Genomic DNA, 20,106 nt, shown 5'->3' with positions numbered 1-20,106 from the left:
CGCGGCGCCGGCGCCATTCACTCCGCCGGCCGCCAGCGCGCGATCAGTTCCTTCAGTCGGCCGATGTCGATCGGCTTCACCAGGTGCGCATCGAAGCCGGCCGCCGACGAGGCCTGCCGGTCGGACTCGCCGCCCCAGCCGGTGGACGCGATCAGCAGCATCGTGCGGCCCCAGTCCTCGCCGCGCACGCGCCGCGCCACCTCGAAACCGTCCAGTCCGGGCATCGCGATGTCGAGCAGTGCCACGTCGGGGCGCTGCTCGGTGATCAGCGCCAACGCGTCGGCGCCGTTGGCCGCCGAGGCCACGTCGTGGCCGTCGGTCTGCAGCAGCGTCGCGAGCGACCAGGGAGCGTCCTCGTTGTCGTCGGCGATCACCACGCGCCGCGGCACCGTGACCTCGCCCTCGTCGTAGAGCGGCGAGATGTCCTCGTCGACCGCGATGTCGTCGCCGGTCGGCGCCAGCGGCAACCGCACGGTGAACTCGCTGCCGTGGCCGGGGCCGGCGCTGCGCGCCGTGACCGTGCCGCCGTGCATCTGCACGATGCTGCGCACCAGCGACAGGCCGATGCCCATGCTGTGCGCACTGCGGGTCTGCACCTCGCTCTGCCAGAACATGTCGAACATCGACACCGTCGCCTTCTCGTCGAGGCCGCGGCCGTTGTCGGTGACGGTCAGCACCAGCTCCGTGCCGTCGGTGCGGGCGACCAGTGCGATGCGGCCGCCGTCCTCGGTGTACTTGGCCGCGTTGATCAGCAGGTTCGACAGCACCTGGCTCAGGCGCGACGGGTCTGCGTTCAGCACCACCGGGCGGGCCGGCAGCTCGACCGTCAACGCGTGCCGGCGGTTCTCGATCTCGCTGTGGGCCGTCTCGACCGCCGCGTCGACGATGCCGCGCAACGCGACGCGCCGCTGCGACATCGCGAAGCGCCCGAGCCGCAGCCGCGACAGGTCGAGCAGGTCGTCCAGCAGGTCGCGCATGCTGCCGACCTGCTGGCGCAGGATGCGGATCGCGCGCGATTGCGGGTCGCCGCGCGGCGGCGCAACCGCCAGCGTCTCCGACGCGCCGGCGATCGACGCCAGCGGGTTGCGCAGTTCGTGCGACAGCACCGCGAGGAAGCGGTCCTTCGCGGCATCCGCGGCTTCCAGTTCGAGCCGCGCCTTCTCCTTCTCCTCGAGCGCCTGCAGCAACTCCATGCGGCCCTGCGCCAGTGCGTCGGTGGACGCCCGTTCGGCGGTCTGGTCGCGCAGCACCTTCACCAGGCCGATCGCGTTGCCGGCCTCGTCGTGCATCGGCGTCATCACGCCGCTGGCCCAGAAGCGTTCGCCGTCCTTGCGCTGGTGGGTGCGCTCGTCGCGCGCGCGGCCCTCGCTCAGCGCGGTGGCGGCCTCGTGCTCCGGCGCCCCCGTCGCGCGGTCTTCCTCGGTGAAGATCACGTCGCAGCTCTGGCCGAGGATCTCTTCCTCCGAGAAGCCCAGCAGCCGCTGGGCACCGGCGTTCCACGAGGTCACGCGGCGCTGCAGGTCCATCGAGAAGATGGCGTACTCGACCGCGCTGTCCACCACCAGGCGCAGCCGTTCCTCGGTCGCGCTCAGCGCCGTCTCGCCGCGCTTGCGCTCGGTCACGTCGACCAGCGTCAGCACGATGCCGGCGATGCGGTCGTCCAGCGTGCGGTACGGCAGCATGCGCACCAGGTACCAGTGCTGGCGCGTGTCGTCGACCTCGCGCTCGATCGGGATCAGCCCCTGCAGCACGCGCCGCGCGTCGGTGTCGAGCGTCGGGTAGTTCAGGTGGTTGGTCAGGTGCGCCAGCGGGCGGCCGACGTCGGTCGGGATCAGGTTGAACAGCTCGACGGCCGACGGCGTGTAGCGGGTGATGCGCAGGTCGCGGTCGAGGAACACGGTGGCGATGGCCGTCGCGTCCATCAGGTTCTGCATGTCGCTGTTGGCATGGCCGAGCTCGTCGACCTTGGCCTTCAGCTCGTGGTTGACGGTGGTCAGTTCCTCGTTGATCGACTGCAGTTCCTCGCGGCTGGTCTCGAGCTCCTCGCTGGCCGAGCGCAACTCCTCGTTCATCGCCTGCAGTTCTTCGTTGCTGGCCTTCAGCTCCTCGGTCGAGGCCTCGTACTGCTCGACGGTGTCGCGCAGGTGGGCCTTCAGCCGCACCAGTTCGCGGTCGAGGTGGTGCGACAACGGGTCGGGCTCGACCGGCACCGGCGGGCGCTGCGCCGGCTCGACGATCTCGTCGAGCGGTACCGTGTCGAGCAGCACCAGCATCATGCCGGGGACCACCTGGGTCATCGGCTGCACGCCGATGCGCACCGCGACCTCCACGCCGTCGAGGTCGACCGTCAGCGCCGGCACGGTGCTGCGCTCGTTGCCGAGCGCCGCCTTGTACAGCGCGGCCCGCAGCTCGACGCGCAGTGCCGGGTGGATGGCGCGCAGCAGGTTGCGGCTCGGTTCGCCGCCGGCGAACTGCAACAGCCGACCGGCGCTGTCCGACAGGTGGACGATCTCGTGCTGCGCGTCGATCAGGATCGACGGTGCGGCCAGCATCTCGATCATCTTGAAATGCAGCTCGGCCCACGAGATCGAGCGGCCGTTCGCATCGGCCGGCGGGCGTTCGACGTGCGGTTCGCGCGGGAACGCGCCGCCGGTCGGGATCACCGGGCCGCCGCGCGCCGCGCTCTGCAGCTCCAGCGCCCGGGCGATGGTGCCGGCCCCGCTCGGCACCGGCATGGTTGCGCGCGACACCGGCCGCGGCGCATGGATGCGGTGCTTCTTGTCGAGCGTGAAGAAGTACGGGCTGTCGTCTTCCACCGTCTCCGAGGCACCGAGGAACAGCCGGCCTTCGGGCAGCAGCGCGAAGTGCGCGGTCTCGAACACCCGGTGCTGCGCTTCGCGGTTCAGGTAGATCAGCAGGTTGCGGCACGACATCAGGCTGAGCCGCGAGAACGGCGAATCCTTCAGCAGGTCGTGCGCCGCGAACAGCACCATCTCGCGCAGTTCGCGCCGCACGCGGTAGCCGCGGTGCTCCTTCGTGAAGAAGGTCCGCAGCCGCTCTTCCGACACGTCGGCCGAGATCGACAGCGGGTAGACGCCGTCGCGCGCGACGCGGATCGCCTCTTCGTCGAGGTCGGTCGCGAAGATCTGGATCGCCGGCGGCGAGCTGAGCCTGCGGGCCTGCTCGGCCAGCAGGATCGCGATCGAGTAGGCCTCTTCGCCGGTCGCGCAGGCCGCCACCCAGACGCGCACCGAGTCGTTCGGCGTCTTGTGCTGGAACAGGTGCGGGATGTGCATCTCCAGCGCCGTGAAGCAGTCGGCGTCGCGGAAGAAGTTGGTGACGCTGATCAGCAGGTCCTGCAGCAGCGCGCCGGCTTCGCCGGGCAGCGTGCGCAGGCAGCGCATGTAGTCCGCCAGTTCGTGCACGCCATTGACCATCATTCGCCGCGCGATGCGGCGCAGGATGGTCGCGCGCTTGTAGTTCGAGAAATCGCGGCCGGTGCGGGTGCGCAGAAAGCTCAGCACGTCGCGCAGCTCGGCCTCGCCGTTCAGGTTCGGCGCGTTCGGCAAGGCCGCCTCGCCCTGTTCGGGCGGCAGGTGCAGCTGCGATGCGAGCCGGGCGTAGTCGAGCACCCGTTGCGCGATGTCGGCGACCGGCAGCACCCAGTCGACCATGCCGGTCGCGATCGCCGCGAGCGGCATGCCCGGGTGCTCGGCTTCGTCGGGGTCCTGCGCGATGGCCAGCCCGCCGCGCTCCTTGATGCGCTTGATGCCGATCGCGCCGTCGCTGTCGGCGCCCGACAGCACCACTGCGACCGCCTGCGGGCCGTGCGTGTCGGCCAGCGTGCGGAAGAACAGGTCGACCGCGATCGACCCGCTGCGCTCCACCGGCAGCTTGCCCGGCTGCAGCGTCTCGTCGACCATGCGCAGTGCGTTGCGCGGCGCGATCACGTAGACGGTGTCGGCCTCGATCTGCACCGTCTCGCGCACCTGCACCACGCGCAGCGAGGTGTGGCGCTGCAGCAGCTCGGCCAGCGTGCTCTCGTGCTCGGGCGACAGGTGCAGGATCACGACGAACGCGGCGCCCGGGTTGGGCGGCACGGTGCGGAAGAACGCCGTCAGCGCCGGAATGCCGCCGGCCGAACCGCCCAGGCCGATCACCGGCAACCGGTCGTCTCCCGGCGCAATGCCGTCCGAGAGTTCCGTGCCCGCTTCCTCTTCGGCGTGGTCCGGCCCGAGGTCTTGCATGTGATGTCCCTTGTGCTGCATCCGCGACTCGACGCGAATCGATGATGCTACGTCAGCCGGACGTCAAAACGACCGGTGGCGACCCGCAAAAAGAGGAGGAGCGCCGTTTGCCCCGGCTCCGGCATGACGCCACCCTCCCGCATCGTGTTGATCGGCGCTTCGGCGGGTGGGGTCGCCGCGCTGACCGAACTGACCGCCGGGCTGCCGAAGGACTTTCCGGCCGCGGTGCTGGTGGTGCTGCACATCGGCGTGCACCGCAGCACCCTGGCGGAGCTGCTGTCGCTGCGCTGCCCGCTCGACGTGGCCTTCGGCCGGCACGGCGAGGCGCCGCGGGCCGGCACGGTCCGGGTGGCGCCGTCGGACGAGCACATGGTGCTGGTCGGCGGACGCATCGAGTTGACCCGCAGTGCGAAGGAGAACCACACGCGGCCGGCGATCGACCCGCTGTTCAGGTCGGCGGCCCTCGAATTCGGCCCGGCGGCGATCGGCGTGGTGCTGACCGGCACGCTGGACGACGGCACGGCCGGGCTGCAGGCCATCAAGGCGATGGGCGGCACCGCCGTCGTGCAGGACCCGGCCGATGCGGTCGAACCCGGCATGCCGGCCAGCGCGCTGCGCCATGTGCCGGTGGACCACTGCGTGCCGCTGGCGGCGATGGCGCCGCTGCTGACGGCGCTGGCCGGCGCGCCGGTCAATGTTGCCGCTGCGTTGACCGGGAATGGCACGAACCACGGCAGGACGAAGGAGTACGCCGCGATGTCGCCCACCCAGCAACGCCTCGTGCATGAGCAGGCGCTCATGCTGGGCACCGGCAATTTCACCGAGCACCTGCGGGCGGTCGGGCAGCCGTCGATGTTCACCTGCCCGGAGTGCCATGGCGGGCTGTGGGAGCTGCGCGACGTCGTGCCGCGGCGCCTGCGCTGCCACACCGGCCACGCGTTCACCGAACGCAGCCTGCAGCTGGCCTTGTCGGAAAGCGTCGACGAAGCCCTGTGGGCGGCGCTGCGTGCATTGCAGGAGAAGGAGGCGCTGCTCGCGCAGGGCGCGAACGAACAACGCGGAAGCGACCCGGCCGAGAGCGCGCGGCTGGCCAGCGCTGCGTTGAGCGCCCAACGCCAGGCCGCCACGCTGCGCAAGCTGCTGCAGCAGCCGGCGCGGCCGCCCCCGGCGCCCCCGCCGCCGCCGGAATGAGCGGCGCCGGCCTCACTTGTCCTTCGGCCCCTCGGCGCCGTATTCCTTCAACCGGTTGTACAGCGTCTTCAGGCTGACCCCCAGCACCGCCGCCGCGCGTTCCTTGTGGTGCTTGAAGTGCCGCACCGTCTCGAGGATCAGCTGGCGCTCGGCCTCGGCCAGCGAGGTGCCGAGCGGGATGCACAGGTGGTTGTCGTCGCGCACCGTCGCCGCACCGGCCGGCACGGCGTCCACCGGCAGCCATTCGTCGGTGATGGTCGCGCCGTCGGCCATCACGTAGCTGCGCTGCACCACGTTGCGCAGCTCGCGCACGTTGCCCGGCCAGCCGTACTGCGCCAGCTTGCGCAGCGCCGCCGCGCTGAAGCGCCGCGTCTCGCCCTCCTGCGCGCTGATGGTCGCGGCGAAATGCTCGGCCAGCAGCGCGATGTCGGCGCCGCGCTCGCGCAGCGGCGGCAGCGCCAGCGGGAACACGTTCAGCCGGTAGTACAGGTCCTCGCGCAGCCGGCCGCTCTTCACCGCCTGCTCGGGCTGGCGGTTGGTGGCCGCGACGATGCGCACGTCGGCATCCTGCAGCGTGCTGGAACCGACGCGCAGGAAGGTGCCGGTCTCCAGCACCCGCAGCAGCTTCACCTGCAGCTCCAGCGGCATCTCGGTGATCTCGTCGAGGAACAGCGTGCCGGCATGCGCCCGCTCGAAGAAGCCCAGGTGCTGGCGCTCGGCGCCGGTGAAGCTGCCCTTTTCGTGGCCGAAGATCTCGCTTTCCATCAGTTGCGGCGAGATCGCGCCGCAGTTGATCGCGAGGAAGGGCGCGTGGCGGCGCCGGCTCAGGTCGTGCAGCGTGCGCGCGACCAGTTCCTTGCCGGTGCCGCTCTCGCCGGTGATCAGCACGCTGACCGAGGTGCCGGTGACGCGCGAGATCTGCTCGTAGACCCGCTGCATCGGCTCCGAACGCCCCCACAGCAGCCCGAAGCGGCCGCTGCGCTGCCATTCGTTCGACACGCCGGCCAGCTCGGCGCTCAGCGCGGCCGGCGGCATCGCCCGCGACAGCACGCCTTCGAGCTGGCGGGCGCTGACCGGCTTCACCAGGTAGTCGGCGGCGCCGAGCCGCAACGCCTGGATCGAGGTCTCCAGCGTCGCGTGGCCGGTGATCAGCACCACCTGGGCGCTGGCGATCGCCGACGGCGGCTCGAACAGCGCCAGGCCCTGGCCGTCGGGCAGCTGCAGGTCGAGCAGCACCAGCTCGGGCGGGGCCATCGCCAGCTGGCGGCGTGCCTCGCGCAGCGTGTGGGCCACGCCGACGGTGAAGCCGGCCTTCTCGACCAGCGCCGCCATCATGTGGGCGGCATCGGCATCGTCTTCGACGATCAACACTCGGCTCATTCGTTGCGTCCCTTTCTGGAGTTTCGCGTCAGGTTTCGCTCAGCTGCCGGCGCAGCTGCTCGCCATGCACCGGCTTCACGAGGTGGGCGTCGAAGCCCGCCTTCAGCGAGCGCCGCACGTCGTCCTCGCGACCATAGCCGGTCAGCGCGACCATGCGGCCCGGGTAGCCCCTCGCCCGCGCATGGCGGGCGATCTGCAGGCCGTCGAGCGTCGGCAGGCCGATGTCGACGATGACGAGGTCGGGCCGCTGGGCCAGCAGCGCGGCCAGCCCGGCGCCGCCGTCGCTTTCCGACAGCACCTCGTGGCCGTCGACGCTCAGCAGGTTGCTGAGCGCGGCCAGCGCGTCGGGGTTGTCCTCGATCACCAGCACGCGGCGCGCAGCGACCGGCGGGCGCCACGCGGGTGCGCCGGAGGGCGGCGCCGGCACGCCGCGCAGCCGCACCTCGAAGCAGCTGCCGTCGGCGCCGGTGTCGACGCCGATCGTGCCGCCATGCAGCTCGACCAGGCGCTTGGCCACCGTCAGCCCGAGGCCGAGCCCGCCGTCGCGCCGGTCGCTGCGGCGCTCGCCCTGCGCGAACAGGTCGAAGATGCGCGGCAGCAGTTCGGGCGCGATGCCGGGGCCGTTGTCGCAGACCCGCAGCACCGCCTCGCCGCTGTCGCTCGCCAGCCCGATCCGCACCGTGGTGCCGCGCGGCGTGTAGGTCAGCGCGTTGGCGACCAGTTGCGAGACCACCTGCTCGATGCGCACCGGGTCGACCTCGGCCCAGGCGTCGTCCAGCGCCAGTTCGAACCGGTGGCCGCTGGCGGCCGCAGCGGCCTGCAGCGGCGCCAGCGCCGATTGCACCAGCGGCGCCAGCTCGCAGACCTGCCGCACCAGCGTCATCTGGCCGGACATCAGCCGGGTGGTGTCCAGCATCTCGGCCATCAGCCGCGTCAGGTGGCGGGTCTGGCGCCCGATGATCTCGCAGGCGCTCGCGACCAGCGCCGGCGCCGGCCGGCCGGCCAGCACTTCGGCCGCCGACGAGATCGCGCCGAGCGGGTTGCGCAGTTCGTGGCCCAGCATCGCGAGCAGCTCGTCCTTCGCCCGGCTGACCGCCTCGGCCTTCTCGCGCGCCTGCTGCTCGTGCGCCATCAGCGCGACGTTGGCCTGCTCGACGCGGCGCCGGTCGCTGACGTCGATGCTGACGCCCAGCAGGTGGCAGGCGCGGCCGTCGTCGGCGTAGCTGATCGCGACGCGGGTCGAGATCCAGCGCTCGCGGCCGTCCGGCAGCGTGACGCGGTATTCCAGGTTCTCGCTCGCGCGGCGTGCCGCGAAGGCCCGCAGCAGCAGCAGCTCCATCCCGTGCCGGTCGTCGTCGTGCACCAGGGCCAGCATCTCGGCCAGCGCGCTGGCGGACACCGTGCCGTCGCGGCCGAGCAGCCGGGCCTGGCCGGGCGTCCAGGTCAGCAGGTCCTGCGCCACGTGGTACTCGAAGAAGCCGATCTCGCCGACCTCCTGCGCCAGCACCACCAGCCGCTGGCTCTCGCGCAGGCGCCCGTTGGCCTGAAGCAGCTCGTGCTCGGTGCGCACCTGTTCGCTGATGTCGACCAGCGCGCCGATCGCACCGCGCGGGCGGCCGTCGTCGTCGCGTAGCGGCATCGCACTCGCGATCACGCGCTGGCGCGGCCGGTCGCGCAGCTGCACCTCCAGCTCGGCCGTCTCGACCGGCTCGCCGGTGCGCGCCGCGACGCACAGCGGCCAGTCGCAGCGCGCCAGCGGCTGGCCGTCGCGCAGCATCTGCCAGCCGTTGTCGTCGGACTGCCCGGCCCGCGGGGCCGGGCCGAACAGCCGGTCCATCGCGGCGTTGTGCGTGACGAGCCGGCAGTCGACATCGTGCGCGAACGCCAGCCCGACCGGCGTGCAGGTGAACAGCGTCTCGAACTCCTCGGCGCGCCGCTCCAGCTCGGCGCGCGCGGCGTCGTCGCGCTCGCGCGCCTCGCGCATCGCCCGGCCGAGCGCCTCGATCTCGCGCACCTGCGGGCCGGGCGCCGGGTCGACGTCGAGCCCGGCGGCCAGCCGCTGCAGCGGGCGCGTGATGCGCCGCGCCATCAGCAGCGCGATCGACCAGCCGAGCAGCAGGCAGGCCGCGACCGTCGCGAGCGCGGTGCCGACCGCGGCACGCTGCGCCTGCTCCAACGGGATCGCTGCGTTCGACACCATCACGCGCCAGCCGCTGCCGGCGACCTGCCGCTGCGCGACGTAGGCCTCGCCGATCTCCTGCTGCGGCAGCCGCACGACCTCGGGCTCGATGTCGCCGCGGCACATCGGGCGGGCGACGAAGCGCTCCGGCGCCTCGCTGCGGGCGATGGCCCGGCCCTGGCCGTCGCACAGCGTGCTGATGCCGGCGTCCAGCGGCACCGCATGCACGAGCAGCGACTGCCAGGTGCGCACCGGGATCCAGACGCCGAGCACCTGGCGCGGTGCATCGTGCGCCGACGGGTCCGGCCGCATCGCCGGCAGCGGCACCATCACCGCGGTGGCGTACTGCCGGCTGACCGGATCGGTGACGAGGTCGGAGACGACCGCGCCGAGCCCGGGGCCGACGCGCTGCAGGTCCGGAATGCGCAGCCGCCCGTGCCGGCCGGGCGACGCGGTGTCCAGCCGCAGCGTGCCGTCGGCGTCGGCGATGAAGGCGCCTTGCCACGCGGCGCGCAGCTGGCCGGCCGCGGCCAGCCCGCGCTCGAAGGCGACCAGGTCGCGGTTGCGCAGGCTGTCGGACAGCGCGAGGATGTTCAGCGCGTCGATCGACGATTCGAGTTCGCGCTCGACCGCCTTCGACAGCGCGGTCGACGCCGCCGCGAGCCGCGCCTGCCGCCGCGCCTCGTCGCTGCGCAGCTCGTCGAGGATCTGCCACGACATCAGCGCGGCGATCGGCACCGCCGCCAGCAGCAGCACCAGCAGCAGCATGCTGCGCAGCGACAGCCGCAGCGTGTCGAGGCGGCGGCGCAGGGCCGGCACGGGCAGCAGCGTCATCGCGGCGGCCCGTCCGGTTGCGGCACGCCGATTGCAGCAAAAAGTGCTGGAAGCGGAAACCGGCGTGCGGGTGTCGCGGCGGCGGCGGCGACGGCCGAAGCCGCCTTCCCCGCAGGCAGCGCAACAAAAACAGTCTCGATTCCGGTGGGCGGCATGGGCCTTGCCTTTTCAGTGCATCTGAAACTCACACGAGACCGGAGGCTGCGTCCCATGTCTGCGTTGATATTGCGTGCCGACCAGCGGCAGCATCAAGCTCTTTCACCCCGTCTCCAGCAAGCGGTGCGCCTGCTGCAGCTGTCGTCGATGGAGTTTGCGCAGGAAGTGCGCCAGGCGCTCGACAGCAACCCCTTCCTCGAAACGGCCGAGGACGATGGCCCGGCCTTGTCGGATGAGGTGCCGCTGTCGGCGGCGTTGCCGTCGCCGGCCGTCGGCGACGTGCTCGCGGCGGGCGACCGCGATGCCGCGGAAGGCATCGATCCGGACGGCGGCCTGCCCGCCGTCGGCGGGCCGGATGCGGCCGAGGAGCACGACGACTGGCACCTGTCGGGCAGCGCCGGCGCCAGCGGCGATTCCCCACGTCCCGAGGATGGTGAATCGTCGCCGATGAACCGCGTCGCCGCGCCGACCTCGCTGGCCGATGTGCTGCACGGCCAGTTGAACGTGCTGCCGCTGCCGCCGCGCGACCTGGTGCTGGCCAAGGCCATCGTCGATTCGCTCGACGACGACGGCTACCTGCGGCTCGACGACCTGGACGAACTGGTCGCGGTGACCGCGCTCGACCCGCCGGCCTCGCCGGACGAGCTGCAGATCGCGCTGCGCCGCGTGCAGTCGCTCGAACCGGCCGGCGTCGGTGCGCGCAACGTGGTCGAGTGCCTGTCGCTGCAGCTCGACGGCATTGCCTGCCCGCAGCAGCGCGCGCTGGCGCGGCTCATCATCAGCGAGCGGCTCGACGCGCTGGCCGGCAAGGACGTGGTGTCGCTCGCGCGCCTCCTCGACCGGCCGCTGCCGCTGGTGGCCGACACCTGTGCCGCGATCCGCCGGCTCGATCCGCGGCCCGGCTGGCGGCTCGGCCATGCCGACATCCGCTACGTGACGCCGGACGTCATCGTGCGGCGCGGCCAGTCGCGCTGGCTGGTGCTGCTGAATCCCGCGGTGGTGCCGCGCGTGCGGCTGCACCGGGTGTATGCCGAGCTGTTCTCGCGCCAGCGCGACGAATCGCACCCGCAGATGGCCGAGCAGCTGCGCGAGGCGCGCTGGACGCTGCGCAACGTCGAGCAGCGCTTCGCGACCATCCTCGGCGTCGCGCAGGCGATCGTGAAGCGCCAGCACCTGTTCTTCGACTACGGCCCGGCCGCGATGAAGCCGCTCGGGCTGCGCGAGATCGCCGACGAGGTCGGGGTGCACGAGTCGACCGTGTCGCGGGTGACGAGCAACAAGTACATGGCGACGCCGAGCGGCGTGTTCGAGCTGAAGTACTTCTTCTCGCGTGCGATGACGGCCGGCGACGGCGGGCAGGCCTACTCCGGCACGGCGGTGCGCGGGCTGATCAAGGAGATGCTGGAGCACGAGGAAGCGGGGCAGCGGCTGTCGGATGCCGAGATCACCCGGCGGCTCGCGCGGCAGGGGCTGGTGGTCGCGCGGCGCACCGTCACGAAGTACCGGCACCAGCTGCGGGTCGACTCGGTCGGGCGGCGGCGCGCCGACGAGATGGAGGCGGCGCGCGACGGCGCGGCCGCCTGAGCGGCCGCGGCGATGGCGGCCAGCTTCGACCGGCGCCGCGTGTTTGCCGGCCTGTGGGCGGCGGCCTGGCAGTACCGCGGCCGCGCGGCGCTGGCGCTCGGGCTGCTGGTCCTCGCGAAGGCCGCCGGCGTCGTGGTGCCGCTGGTGCTGAAGGCGATCGTCGACCAGTTCAGCCGGCCGGACGGGCTGGCCGAACCGGCGAGCACGCCGGTGGCCGCGGCCGCGGCGTCGGCCGCCGCGTCGGCGGGCCTGCCGGCCACCGGCCCGCCGATGGTGCTGGTGGTGCCGGTCTTCCTGCTGCTCGGCTATGCGCTGCTGCGCTTCCTCGGCACGCTGTTCACCGAGCTGCGCGACCTGGTGTTCGCGCCGGTCACGCAGCGCACCGTCACCGCGGTGTCCGAGCGCAGCTTCGCGCACCTGATGTCGCTGAGCCCGCGCTTCCATGTGCAGCGCAACACCGGGCAGCTGATCCGCGAGGTCGAGCGCGGCACCAGCGGCGTCGGCTTCCTGCTCGGCGCCGGGCTGTTCACCGTGGTGCCGACGCTGGCCGAGTTCGTCGCGGTGCTGGGCGTGCTGGCCTTCAACTACAGCGGGTGGTTCACGCTGATCATCGTCGCGACCTTCGTCGTCTACGCGGCGCTGACCACGCTGCTGACGCAGCAGCGCGAGCTGCGCCAGCGCCGCGTCAACGAGATGGATTCGCGCGCCAGCGGCCGGCTGGTCGACAGCCTGCTGAACTACGAGACCGTCAAGAGCCATGCGCGCGAAGGCTACGAGCGCGAGCGCTATGCCGCGATCTGCGCGCAGTGGGTGGCCGGCACCATCACCAACCAGCGCACGCTGTCGGCGCTGCACATCGGGCAGAGCGCGGTGATCGCCGCCGGCGTCGCCGCGGTGATGCTGCTGGCCGGCCAGCAGACGGTGCGCGGGCTGATGACGGTCGGCGACCTGGTGCTGCTGAACGCCTACGTGATCCAGGTCTGCCTGCCGCTGAACGCGCTCGGCTTCGTGTTCCGCGAGGCGAGCGATGCGCTGGTCAACACCGAGAAGCTGTTCGCGCTGCTCGACGAGAAGCCCGACATCGAGGACCGCATCGGCAGCAGCGCGCTGCAGCTGCGCGGCGGGGCGATCAGCTTCGAGCATGTCGACTTCTCGTACGAGGCCGGCCGCCAGGTGCTGAGCGACGTCAACCTGGTGCTGCCGGCCGGCAGCACGGTGGCGGTGGTCGGCGGCAGCGGCTCCGGCAAGTCGACGCTCGCGCGGCTGCTGCTGCGGCTGTACGAGGTGAACGGCGGGCGGATCTCGATCGACGGCCAGGACCTGCGCGCGCTGACGCTCCGGTCGCTGCGCGAGGCGATCGGCGTGGTGCCGCAGGACACCGTGCTGTTCAACGACACCATTGCCTACAACATCGCCTACGGCCGGCAGGGCGCCGGCATCGCCGAGGTGGTCGAGGCGGCCAAGGCGGCGCAGGTGCACGAGTTCATCCTGTCGCTGCCGCAGCAGTACGACACCGTGGTCGGCGAGCGCGGCATGAAGCTGTCGGGCGGCGAGAAGCAGCGCATCGCGATCGCGCGCGCCTTCCTGAAGAACCCGCCGATCATGATCTTCGACGAGGCGACGTCGGCGCTCGACACGCGGGCCGAGCGGGCGATCCAGGGCGAGCTCGACCGCATCGCGCAGGGCCGCACCACGCTGGTCATCGCGCACCGGCTGTCGACCGTCGTGAATGCCGACGAGATCGTCGTGCTCGACAAGGGCCGCATCGTCGAGCGCGGCCGCCACGACGCGCTGCTGGCGCGCGACGGGCTGTATGCGCAGCTGTGGAACCTGCAGCGCCAGCAGCAGGAGTTCGAACGGCTCGAACGGCAGATGGCGCGCCAGCCGGTCAACCTGGTGGCGCTGGTGGCGAACGCGATCGACGGGCTGCGCACCGCCATCGATGCGCGCCAGGTGCGGCTCTACACCGACATCGACATCGACAACGCCAGCATCACCGGCGACCCGAGCACGCTGGCCCAGGTGCTGCGCGAGCTCGGCATGTGGGCGGTGCAGGCGACGCCGCCCGGCGGGCGCATCGAGCTGAAGCTGGAGCGGCGCGAAGGCAGTGCCTGCCTGAGCGTGACCGACGGCCGCCATGCGGTCGGCCACGGGCTGCCGGCCGCCGCCAACGACGAATTGCCGCTGCCGCACGGCACCGACACGCCGCTCGACCCGATGCAGCTGCGCTCGACCATCGAGCGCCAGGGCGGCAGCTTCTCGATCGACCCGCCGGGCGCGCTGAACGGCATGCGCTACCGGGTCGAGCTGCCGCTGCGCGCGATCGTCGCCGATGCGGTGCCGACGCAGCCGGTGGTGCCGCTGGCGCCGCAGCCGCTGGCCGGGCTGCGGGTGATGGTGATCGACGACAGCGCCGATGCGCGCGAGTCGCTCGGCATGGTGCTGGAGGTGGAGGGCGCCGACGTGCTGCTGTTCGACAGCGGCAGCGCGGTGCTCGACTGGCTGGGGCGCCACCCGGCCAGCCTGTGGCCGGCCGCGATGGTCTGCGACATCGTGCTCGGCGACGAGGACGGCTATGCGGTGATGCGCAGCGTGCGCCACCTCGAGGACCAGCGCCGCGTGCCGCTGGAGCAGCGCATGCCCGCGATCGCGCTGACCGGCCTCGCGCAGCCCGACGACCGGGTGCGCGCGCTGATGGCCGGCTTCCAGGTGCACCTGGTGAAGCCGGTCGAGCCGCGCGAGCTGGTGGTGGCGCTGTACACGCTGGCCGGCCGGGGCGGGCCGGCGCAGGCCGCGGCGTAGGACGCCCGCCGGGTCGGCAGCAGCGGCACGCCATGTGCCCCGTCGGGGCAGCGGCATTTTCAAGGAGAGCCCATGACGTCTTCCGTTTCCATCCCTTCGTTGCACGGCCAGGTGGTCGTGATCACCGGCGGTTCGCGCGGCCTCGGGGCGGCCATCGCCCAGGTGCTGGGCGAGGCCGGCATGCGGCCGGTCATCGCCGACCTGGCGATCGAACGCGCGCAGGACCGCGTCGCGGTGCTGGCCGATGCCGGCATCGAGGCGGTCGCGATGCCGCTGGACGTCGGCGACGACGCGCAGGTGCACGCGATGCTGTCGCAGGTGCGCGAGCGCTTCGGCCGGCTCGACGCGGTGATCAACAACGCCGCGATCGACATCACCGTGCCGATCGCCGAACTGGCCGCCGACGACTGGGAGCGCGTGCTGCGCACCAACCTGACCGGCCCGTTCCTGGTCGCCAAGCATGCGGCGGCCATCATGGGCCCGAAGACCGCGAGCGGCGGCGGCGGGCACATCGTCAACATCGCGTCGACCGCCTCGAAGCGGGCGTGGCCGAACGCCGCCGCGTACCACGCGACCAAGTGGGGGTTGCTCGGGCTGTCGCATGCGCTGCATGCCGAGCTGCGGCCGCAGGGCATCAAGGTGTCGGCGGTGGTGGCCGGCGGCATGCGCACGCCGTTCCTGCTGGACCGCTTCCCGGACATCGACCCCGGCGTGCTGCAGGACCCGCTGAACGTCGCCAACGCGGTGCGCTTCGTGCTGAGCCAGCCGGACGAGACGGTGGTGCCGGAAGTGACCGTGCTGCCGATGCGCGAAACCTCGTGGCCGTGAACGGAGGCGCACCGATGATCACGCTCGGCCTGAATGCCGCCTTCCACGACTCCGCCGCCGCGCTGGTGGTCGACGGCATCGTCGTCGCCGCCGCCGAAGAGGAACGCTTCACCCGCATCAAGCACGGCAAGCGGCCGGTGCCGTTCTCGGCCTGGGAGCTGCCGTACCACGCGATCGACTTCTGCCTGCGCCAGTCCGGCGTCACGCTGCGCGACGTCGACCACGTGGCCTACAGCTACGACCCGGAGCATTTCCTCGGCGACCGTCCCGCCGACCGGTTGACGCTGCCGATGCAGCCGTCGCTGGCGCCAAGCGGCGAGTGGGAGAACCCCTGGGACCCGCTGTTCGCCGCGTACATCGTCAACGCGCCGCGCCAGCTCGCCGACGGCGCGCCGCACCACCTGCGCCGGCGGCTCGCCGGCGTGCGCGCCGACGACGCGCCGTACCGCTGGCACTTCGTCAACCACCATGTGTGCCACCAGGCGAGCGCGTTCCTCGCGGCGCCGTTCGCGCGCTGCGCGGTGATGACGCTGGACGGCCGCGGCGAGCATGCGACCACCACTTACGGCCGCCACCGCGACAGCCGCTACGAGCCGCTCGGCGAGGTGCTGATGCCGAGCTCGCTCGGCATGCTCTACGAGCAGGTCACCACGCACCTGGGCTTCCTGCATTCGAGCGACGAGTACAAGGTGATGGCGCTGGCCGCGCTCGGCACGCCGCGCTACGCCGGCGCGCTGCGCGAGCATGTGCACATCGGCCGCAACGGCGTCTATGCGGTGGCGCCGATCGACCTGCACGCGCTGGTCGGCCCGAAGCGCGAAGCCGGCAGCGAGCTCGCCGAGCGCGACCTCGACCTCGCCGCGTCGCTGCAGGACGTGCTCGAAGACACCGTGCTCGCGCTGGCCGGCTGGCTGCGCGAGGCGAGCGGCGAGCGGCAGCTGGCGATGGCCGGCGGCGTCGCGCTGAACTGCGTGATGAACACGCGGCTGCGCGACAGCGGCATCTTCGATTCGGTGTGGGTGCAGCCGGCCGCCGGCGATGCCGGCACCGCGCTCGGCGCCGCGCTGTGGACCGATGCGCGCGAGCGCCGCGGGCTGGCGCCGGAGCAGTCCGACGACCCCGCACTGCAACAGATCAACACGATGGCGCCGCGGCGCTGGCAGATGGACCACGTCTACCTCGGCCCGGGCTACGAGGACGACGAGATCGAGGCGCTGCTGACCTGGGCCAAGCTGCCGTACCGTCGCAGCGACGCGCTGGCCGAGGAGGTGGCGCGGCTGCTGGCCGACAACCGCATCGTCGGCTGGTTCCAGGGGCGCATGGAGTTCGGCCCGCGCTCGCTCGGGGCGCGTTCGATCCTCGCGTCGCCGATCACGCCGCAGATGCAGGCGCGGCTGAACGAGCTGAAGGACCGCGAGGATTTCCGGCCGGTCGCTCCGGCCATTCCGGTCGAGGACCTGCCGCAGTGGTTCGCGCCCGCCGAGGCGAACGGCGGGCGTTCGCCGTTCATGCTGTTCACCTACGACGTGCTGCCGCGCCAGCGCGACCGCATCCCGTCGGCCTGCCACACCGACCGCACCGCGCGCGTGCAGACGGTGGACCGCGACACCAACCCGCGCTTCCATGCGCTGCTGAAGGCCTTCGGCGAGCTGACCGGCGTGCCGGTGCTGGTCAACACCTCGTTCAACGTGCGCGGCGAGCCGATCGTCTGCACGCCGCGCGCGGCGATCGAGGCCTTCTACAGCACCTCGCTCGATGCGTTGGCCATCGGGTCGTTCATCGTCGAGAAGGGCTGAACGCCGTCGAGGTCGGGCAGGCGCCGGAAGTAGCCGATCGTCTCGCGCAGCCCGTCCTCCAGCGACACCTGCGGCGACCACAGCAGGTGGTGGCGGGCGCGGGCGATGTCGGGCCGGCGCCGCTTCGGGTCGTCGGGCGGCAGCGGCCGCCGCTCGATCGCCGAGCGGCTGCCGGTCAGCCGCAGCACCTGCTCGGCCAGTTCCAGCACGCTGTACTCGACCGGGTTGCCGAGGTTGATCGGCCCCTCGATCGCGCTGTCCATCATGCGCAGCAGGCCTTCGACGGTGTCGTCGACGTAGCAGAAGCTGCGCGTCTGGCGGCCGTCGCCATACACCGTCAGCGGCTCGCCGCGCAGCGCCTGCACGACGAAGTTGCTGACCACGCGCCCGTCGCCCGGCCGCAGCCGGGGCCCGTAGCTGTTGAACAGCCGCACGATGCGCACCTCGGTGCCGTGCTCGCGGTGCCAGGCCATGCACATCGTCTCGGCGACGCGCTTGCCTTCGTCGTAGCACGCGCGCGGGCCGAGCGGGTTGACGTGGCCGCGGTAGGTCTCGGCCTGCGGGTGTTCCTCGGGGTCGCCGTAGACCTCGCTGGTCGAGGCCTGCAGCAGGCGCGCGCCATGGCGCCGCGCGGCCTCCAGCGCATGCCACAGGCCGAGCGTGCTGGTCAGCGTGGTCTGCACCGGGTGCTGCTGGTAGTACGCCGGGCTGGCCGGGCACGCGAGGTTGTAGATGCGGCGCAGCGGCGGCAGGTCGGCGGGCCACGGCTGCGTGACGTCGTGCTGCCGCAGGCTGAAGCGGTCGCGCTGCGGCGAGTCCGCCAGGTGCGCCAGGTGCGACGCATGGCCGGTCGAGAAATCGTCCAGCACCAGCACCGATTCGCCGCGCGCCAGCAGGCGGTCGCACAGGTGGCTGCCGAGGAAGCCGGCACCGCCGGTCACGAGGGCGAGCGGCGCGGTCATGGCGCCACCTTCGCGGCGAGCGCGTGGCGCAGGCCCGGGCCGCGCGCGCCCGAGCCGAGCTGCGCGAGCAGCGCGGCGGTGCGCTGCACGCTGTCGGCCAGCCCGAAGCGGGCCACGACGCGCTCGCGGGCCCGCGCGCCCATGCGGGCCGCGAGGCCGGGCGTCTGGAACAGCTGCGCCAGGTGGTACGCCACGCCCTCGGCGTCGCGCGGCCCGGTCAACCAGCCGGTGCTGCCGCTCTCGACCAGGTCCGGCACGCCGCCGACCTGGCTCGCGACCACCGGCAGCCCGCAGGCCATCGCCTCCATCAGCGCGAGCGGCATCCCTTCGGACTGCGAGGTGTTGACGACGGCGTCGAGCTGGTGCCAGACCGCCGGCATGTCGTCGCGCACGCCGGCCAGCAGCACCGCATCGCCGAGGCCGTGGCGCTCGATCGCCTGCTGCACCGACGGGCGCAGCGGCCCGTCGCCGACCAGCGCGAAGCGGGCCCGCGGCAGCGTCGTGCGCAGCAGCAACGCGGCGCGCAGGAACACCTCGGGGCCTTTCTCGGGCGAGAGCCTGCCGACGAAGCCGATCAGCGGGTCGCCATCGGCGAGCGCGAAATGCCGGCGCAGGTCGCCGTCGGCGTCGTGCCGGCCGTCGCGCGGGCGGAATGCCTGCGTGTCGACACCGTTCGGGATGCAGCTGAGCTGCGCCGCGTCCACGCCGACGCCGAGCGCATGCAGGTAGCTGTGCCGGCACACGACGCTCAGGTGCGAACCGACGAGCCGGTGCAGCTCCAGGTCCATCGGCGTCGCATGGCGGCCGTGCACCGTCGCGACGACCGGCTTGCCGCACATCTTGCCGACCAGCGCCGCCAGCAGGTGGGCGTTCGGCATGTGGGCGTGCAGCACGTCGATCGACGCGGCCCGCACGAACGCGCTGGTCGTCAGGATCGACCCCCACGACGGGTCCTCCGGCATCGCCGCGGTCAGCACGTCGATGTCGAGCGCGCGCAGCCGTTCGGTGAAGCGGCTTTCGCACGGGCACAGCGCGGTGACGCTGAACTGCTCGCGCGGCAGCTGCTCGATCAGCCGCAGCACGCAGTTCTCCATGCCGCCGACGATCGCGTTGCCGATGACTTCGAGCACGCGGGTGGGGCCGCCGGCGGGTGGTGGGGTCGACAGCGAGGACGAGACGGAATGGAGGTTGGCAGACGTGCCCATGGTGTCAGCAGCAAAGAGGCGCCATCGGGCGCGAGCCGCCCAGCCAGCCGGCGCCATGGCCGGCTGCGCGGGACGGGGAAGGGGAAGAAGGGGAAGGGGGCGCCGCGTCCGGACCGAGCCGGGGTTCGACCTCGATCCCGAGCCAGGCCGCCGCGGTGCCGGACCAGATCTGCGCGCGCGCGACCGGGTCGACGCCGAGCTCGTCGAGCAGGTCCTGCACCCAGCCGCGCCGCGTCGCGATCTCGTGGCCGGGGCAGGGCAGGAAGCAGTCGCTGCCGAACTGCAGCGCGCCGGCCCCCAGCACCTCGAGCGCGCGCTGCAGCACCTCGCGCCGGTACGGCGGCGGCGGGCCGAACGAGATGTCGAAGCGGAACTGCGCGCGCTCCGGCGGCACGCCGTGGATGCGGTCGATCAGCCCGACCGCGATGGCCTCGTCGGTCCACGGCCAGCCGAGGTGGGCGAGCGCGACCCGCGTGCCGGGGTGGTCGCGCATCACCTCGAAGAAGGCCGGCCGGCAGAAGCGGCCGGAGCGGCCGTCGATGAAGATGCCGCTGTGGAACAGCACCGGCAGCTGCAGCTCGGCGGCCACCGCGAACACCGGCTGCACCTGTGCGTCGTACGGGTACCAGCCGGTCGGCACCATCTTGACGCCGCGCAGCCCGAGCGTCTCGACCGCATGGCGCAGGTCCTGCGCGGCGTCGGGCGAGCGCGGGTCCACCACCGCGAAGCCGACCAGCCGGCCGGCATGGCGGCGCACCAGCTGCGACAGGTGGGCGTTGGCGCGCCGCAGCGAGGCGGCGTCGTCGAGCGAGTAGCCGTCGCCGAGGAAGGGCGCGAGCAGCACGCCGACGTCGATGCGCGCATCGTCGAGCGAGCGCAGCACGTCGCTGGTGGTCTCCCGGCCGGTGCAGTGGAGGTGGGCGTCGATCAGCATCGGGCGCC

11 protein-coding genes are annotated in these 20,106 nt (G+C 72.4%); 5 read left to right on the top strand and 6 right to left on the bottom strand.

Annotation, left to right across the window (positions count from 1 at the left end; genetic code table 11):
- Positions 1 to 17: 17 nt before the first annotated feature.
- Positions 18 to 4,247 carry a chemotaxis protein CheB gene (locus tag ASC98_RS26880; protein WP_056820583.1) on the bottom strand — a complete coding sequence of 1,410 codons (4,230 nt, stop codon included), beginning with the start codon at positions 4,245 to 4,247 and terminating at the stop codon, positions 18 to 20.
- A gap of 123 nt (positions 4,248 to 4,370) precedes the next feature.
- Between ASC98_RS26880 and ASC98_RS26875 the strand changes: the two genes are divergently transcribed.
- Positions 4,371 to 5,438: a chemotaxis protein CheB gene (locus ASC98_RS26875; RefSeq protein ID WP_082542277.1), complete on the top strand. Its 1,068-nt coding sequence runs from the start codon at positions 4,371 to 4,373 to the stop codon at positions 5,436 to 5,438.
- Between the two features lie 12 nt (positions 5,439 to 5,450).
- Here the strand turns inward: ASC98_RS26875 and ASC98_RS26870 are convergent, their stop codons facing one another.
- Both ASC98_RS26870 and ASC98_RS26865 read right to left on the bottom strand, forming a co-directional pair.
- Positions 5,451 to 6,818: a sigma-54 dependent transcriptional regulator gene (locus tag ASC98_RS26870; protein ID WP_056808677.1), complete on the bottom strand. Its 1,368-nt coding sequence runs from the start codon at positions 6,816 to 6,818 to the stop codon at positions 5,451 to 5,453.
- Positions 6,819 to 6,846: 28 nt separating this feature from the next.
- Positions 6,847 to 9,831 carry an ATP-binding protein gene (locus tag ASC98_RS26865; RefSeq protein WP_056808679.1) on the bottom strand — a complete coding sequence of 995 codons (2,985 nt, stop codon included), beginning with the start codon at positions 9,829 to 9,831 and terminating at the stop codon, positions 6,847 to 6,849.
- Between the two features lie 210 nt (positions 9,832 to 10,041).
- On the opposite strand from ASC98_RS26865, the gene rpoN reads away from it, so the two are divergent.
- From rpoN to ASC98_RS26845, 4 genes are all read left to right on the top strand, one after another.
- Entirely contained in the window at positions 10,042 to 11,571 is a 1,530-nt protein-coding gene (rpoN, locus tag ASC98_RS26860; RefSeq protein ID WP_056808681.1) for an RNA polymerase factor sigma-54, read from the top strand.
- 12 nt (positions 11,572 to 11,583) lie between these two features.
- Complete coding sequence (locus ASC98_RS26855; protein WP_056808682.1) at positions 11,584 to 14,373, top strand: ABC transporter transmembrane domain-containing protein; 2,790 nt, start codon at positions 11,584 to 11,586, stop codon at positions 14,371 to 14,373.
- 72 nt (positions 14,374 to 14,445) lie between these two features.
- Positions 14,446 to 15,201: an SDR family oxidoreductase gene (locus ASC98_RS26850; protein ID WP_056808683.1), complete on the top strand. Its 756-nt coding sequence runs from the start codon at positions 14,446 to 14,448 to the stop codon at positions 15,199 to 15,201.
- A gap of 14 nt (positions 15,202 to 15,215) precedes the next feature.
- Positions 15,216 to 16,997, top strand: coding sequence for a carbamoyltransferase C-terminal domain-containing protein (locus tag ASC98_RS26845; protein WP_056809203.1), 1,782 nt, complete (start codon positions 15,216 to 15,218; stop codon positions 16,995 to 16,997).
- Here ASC98_RS26845 and ASC98_RS26840 read toward each other — a convergent pair.
- From ASC98_RS26840 to ASC98_RS26830, 3 genes are read right to left on the bottom strand one after another with little or no spacing between them, the layout of a single operon-like run.
- Positions 16,940 to 17,959 (bottom strand): UDP-glucuronic acid decarboxylase family protein, encoded by a 1,020-nt coding sequence (locus ASC98_RS26840; RefSeq protein WP_056808684.1) that lies wholly within the window; start codon positions 17,957 to 17,959, stop codon positions 16,940 to 16,942. The genes ASC98_RS26845 and ASC98_RS26840 overlap by 58 nt on opposite strands.
- Complete coding sequence (locus ASC98_RS26835; protein ID WP_057480095.1) at positions 17,956 to 19,164, bottom strand: glycosyltransferase; 1,209 nt, start codon at positions 19,162 to 19,164, stop codon at positions 17,956 to 17,958. The genes ASC98_RS26840 and ASC98_RS26835 overlap by 4 nt, the downstream gene beginning before the upstream one ends.
- Positions 19,165 to 19,168: 4 nt before the next feature.
- Positions 19,169 to 20,098 (bottom strand): amidohydrolase family protein, encoded by a 930-nt coding sequence (locus tag ASC98_RS26830; protein ID WP_056808686.1) that lies wholly within the window; start codon positions 20,096 to 20,098, stop codon positions 19,169 to 19,171.
- Between the last annotated feature and the right edge of the window lie 8 nt (positions 20,099 to 20,106).

The sequence above is a fragment of the Rhizobacter sp. Root1238 genome, assembly GCF_001425825.1.
GTDB lineage: Bacteria > Pseudomonadota > Gammaproteobacteria > Burkholderiales > Burkholderiaceae_C > Rhizobacter.
Note: the sequence above shows the minus strand (reverse complement) of the source record. Positions and strands in the feature narration are given on the sequence as shown.

Bases quoted from the DNA above. Each gene is read 5' to 3' on its own strand.
- ASC98_RS26850 (WP_056808683.1), top strand. From the start codon at position 14,446: ATGACGTCTTCCGTTTCCATCCCTTCGTTGCACGGCCAGGTGGTCGTG.
- ASC98_RS26870 (WP_056808677.1), bottom strand. From the start codon at position 6,818: ATGAGCCGAGTGTTGATCGTCGAAGACGATGCCGATGCCGCCCACATG.
- ASC98_RS26835 (WP_057480095.1), bottom strand. From the start codon at position 19,164: ATGGGCACGTCTGCCAACCTCCATTCCGTCTCGTCCTCGCTGTCGACC.
- ASC98_RS26845 (WP_056809203.1), top strand. From the start codon at position 15,216: ATGATCACGCTCGGCCTGAATGCCGCCTTCCACGACTCCGCCGCCGCG.
- ASC98_RS26840 (WP_056808684.1), bottom strand. From the start codon at position 17,959: ATGACCGCGCCGCTCGCCCTCGTGACCGGCGGTGCCGGCTTCCTCGGC.
- rpoN (WP_056808681.1), top strand. From the start codon at position 10,042: ATGTCTGCGTTGATATTGCGTGCCGACCAGCGGCAGCATCAAGCTCTT.
- ASC98_RS26865 (WP_056808679.1), bottom strand. From the start codon at position 9,831: ATGACGCTGCTGCCCGTGCCGGCCCTGCGCCGCCGCCTCGACACGCTG.
- ASC98_RS26880 (WP_056820583.1), bottom strand. From the start codon at position 4,247: ATGCAAGACCTCGGGCCGGACCACGCCGAAGAGGAAGCGGGCACGGAA.
- ASC98_RS26875 (WP_082542277.1), top strand. From the start codon at position 4,371: ATGACGCCACCCTCCCGCATCGTGTTGATCGGCGCTTCGGCGGGTGGG.
- ASC98_RS26855 (WP_056808682.1), top strand. From the start codon at position 11,584: ATGGCGGCCAGCTTCGACCGGCGCCGCGTGTTTGCCGGCCTGTGGGCG.
- ASC98_RS26830 (WP_056808686.1), bottom strand. From the start codon at position 20,098: ATGCTGATCGACGCCCACCTCCACTGCACCGGCCGGGAGACCACCAGC.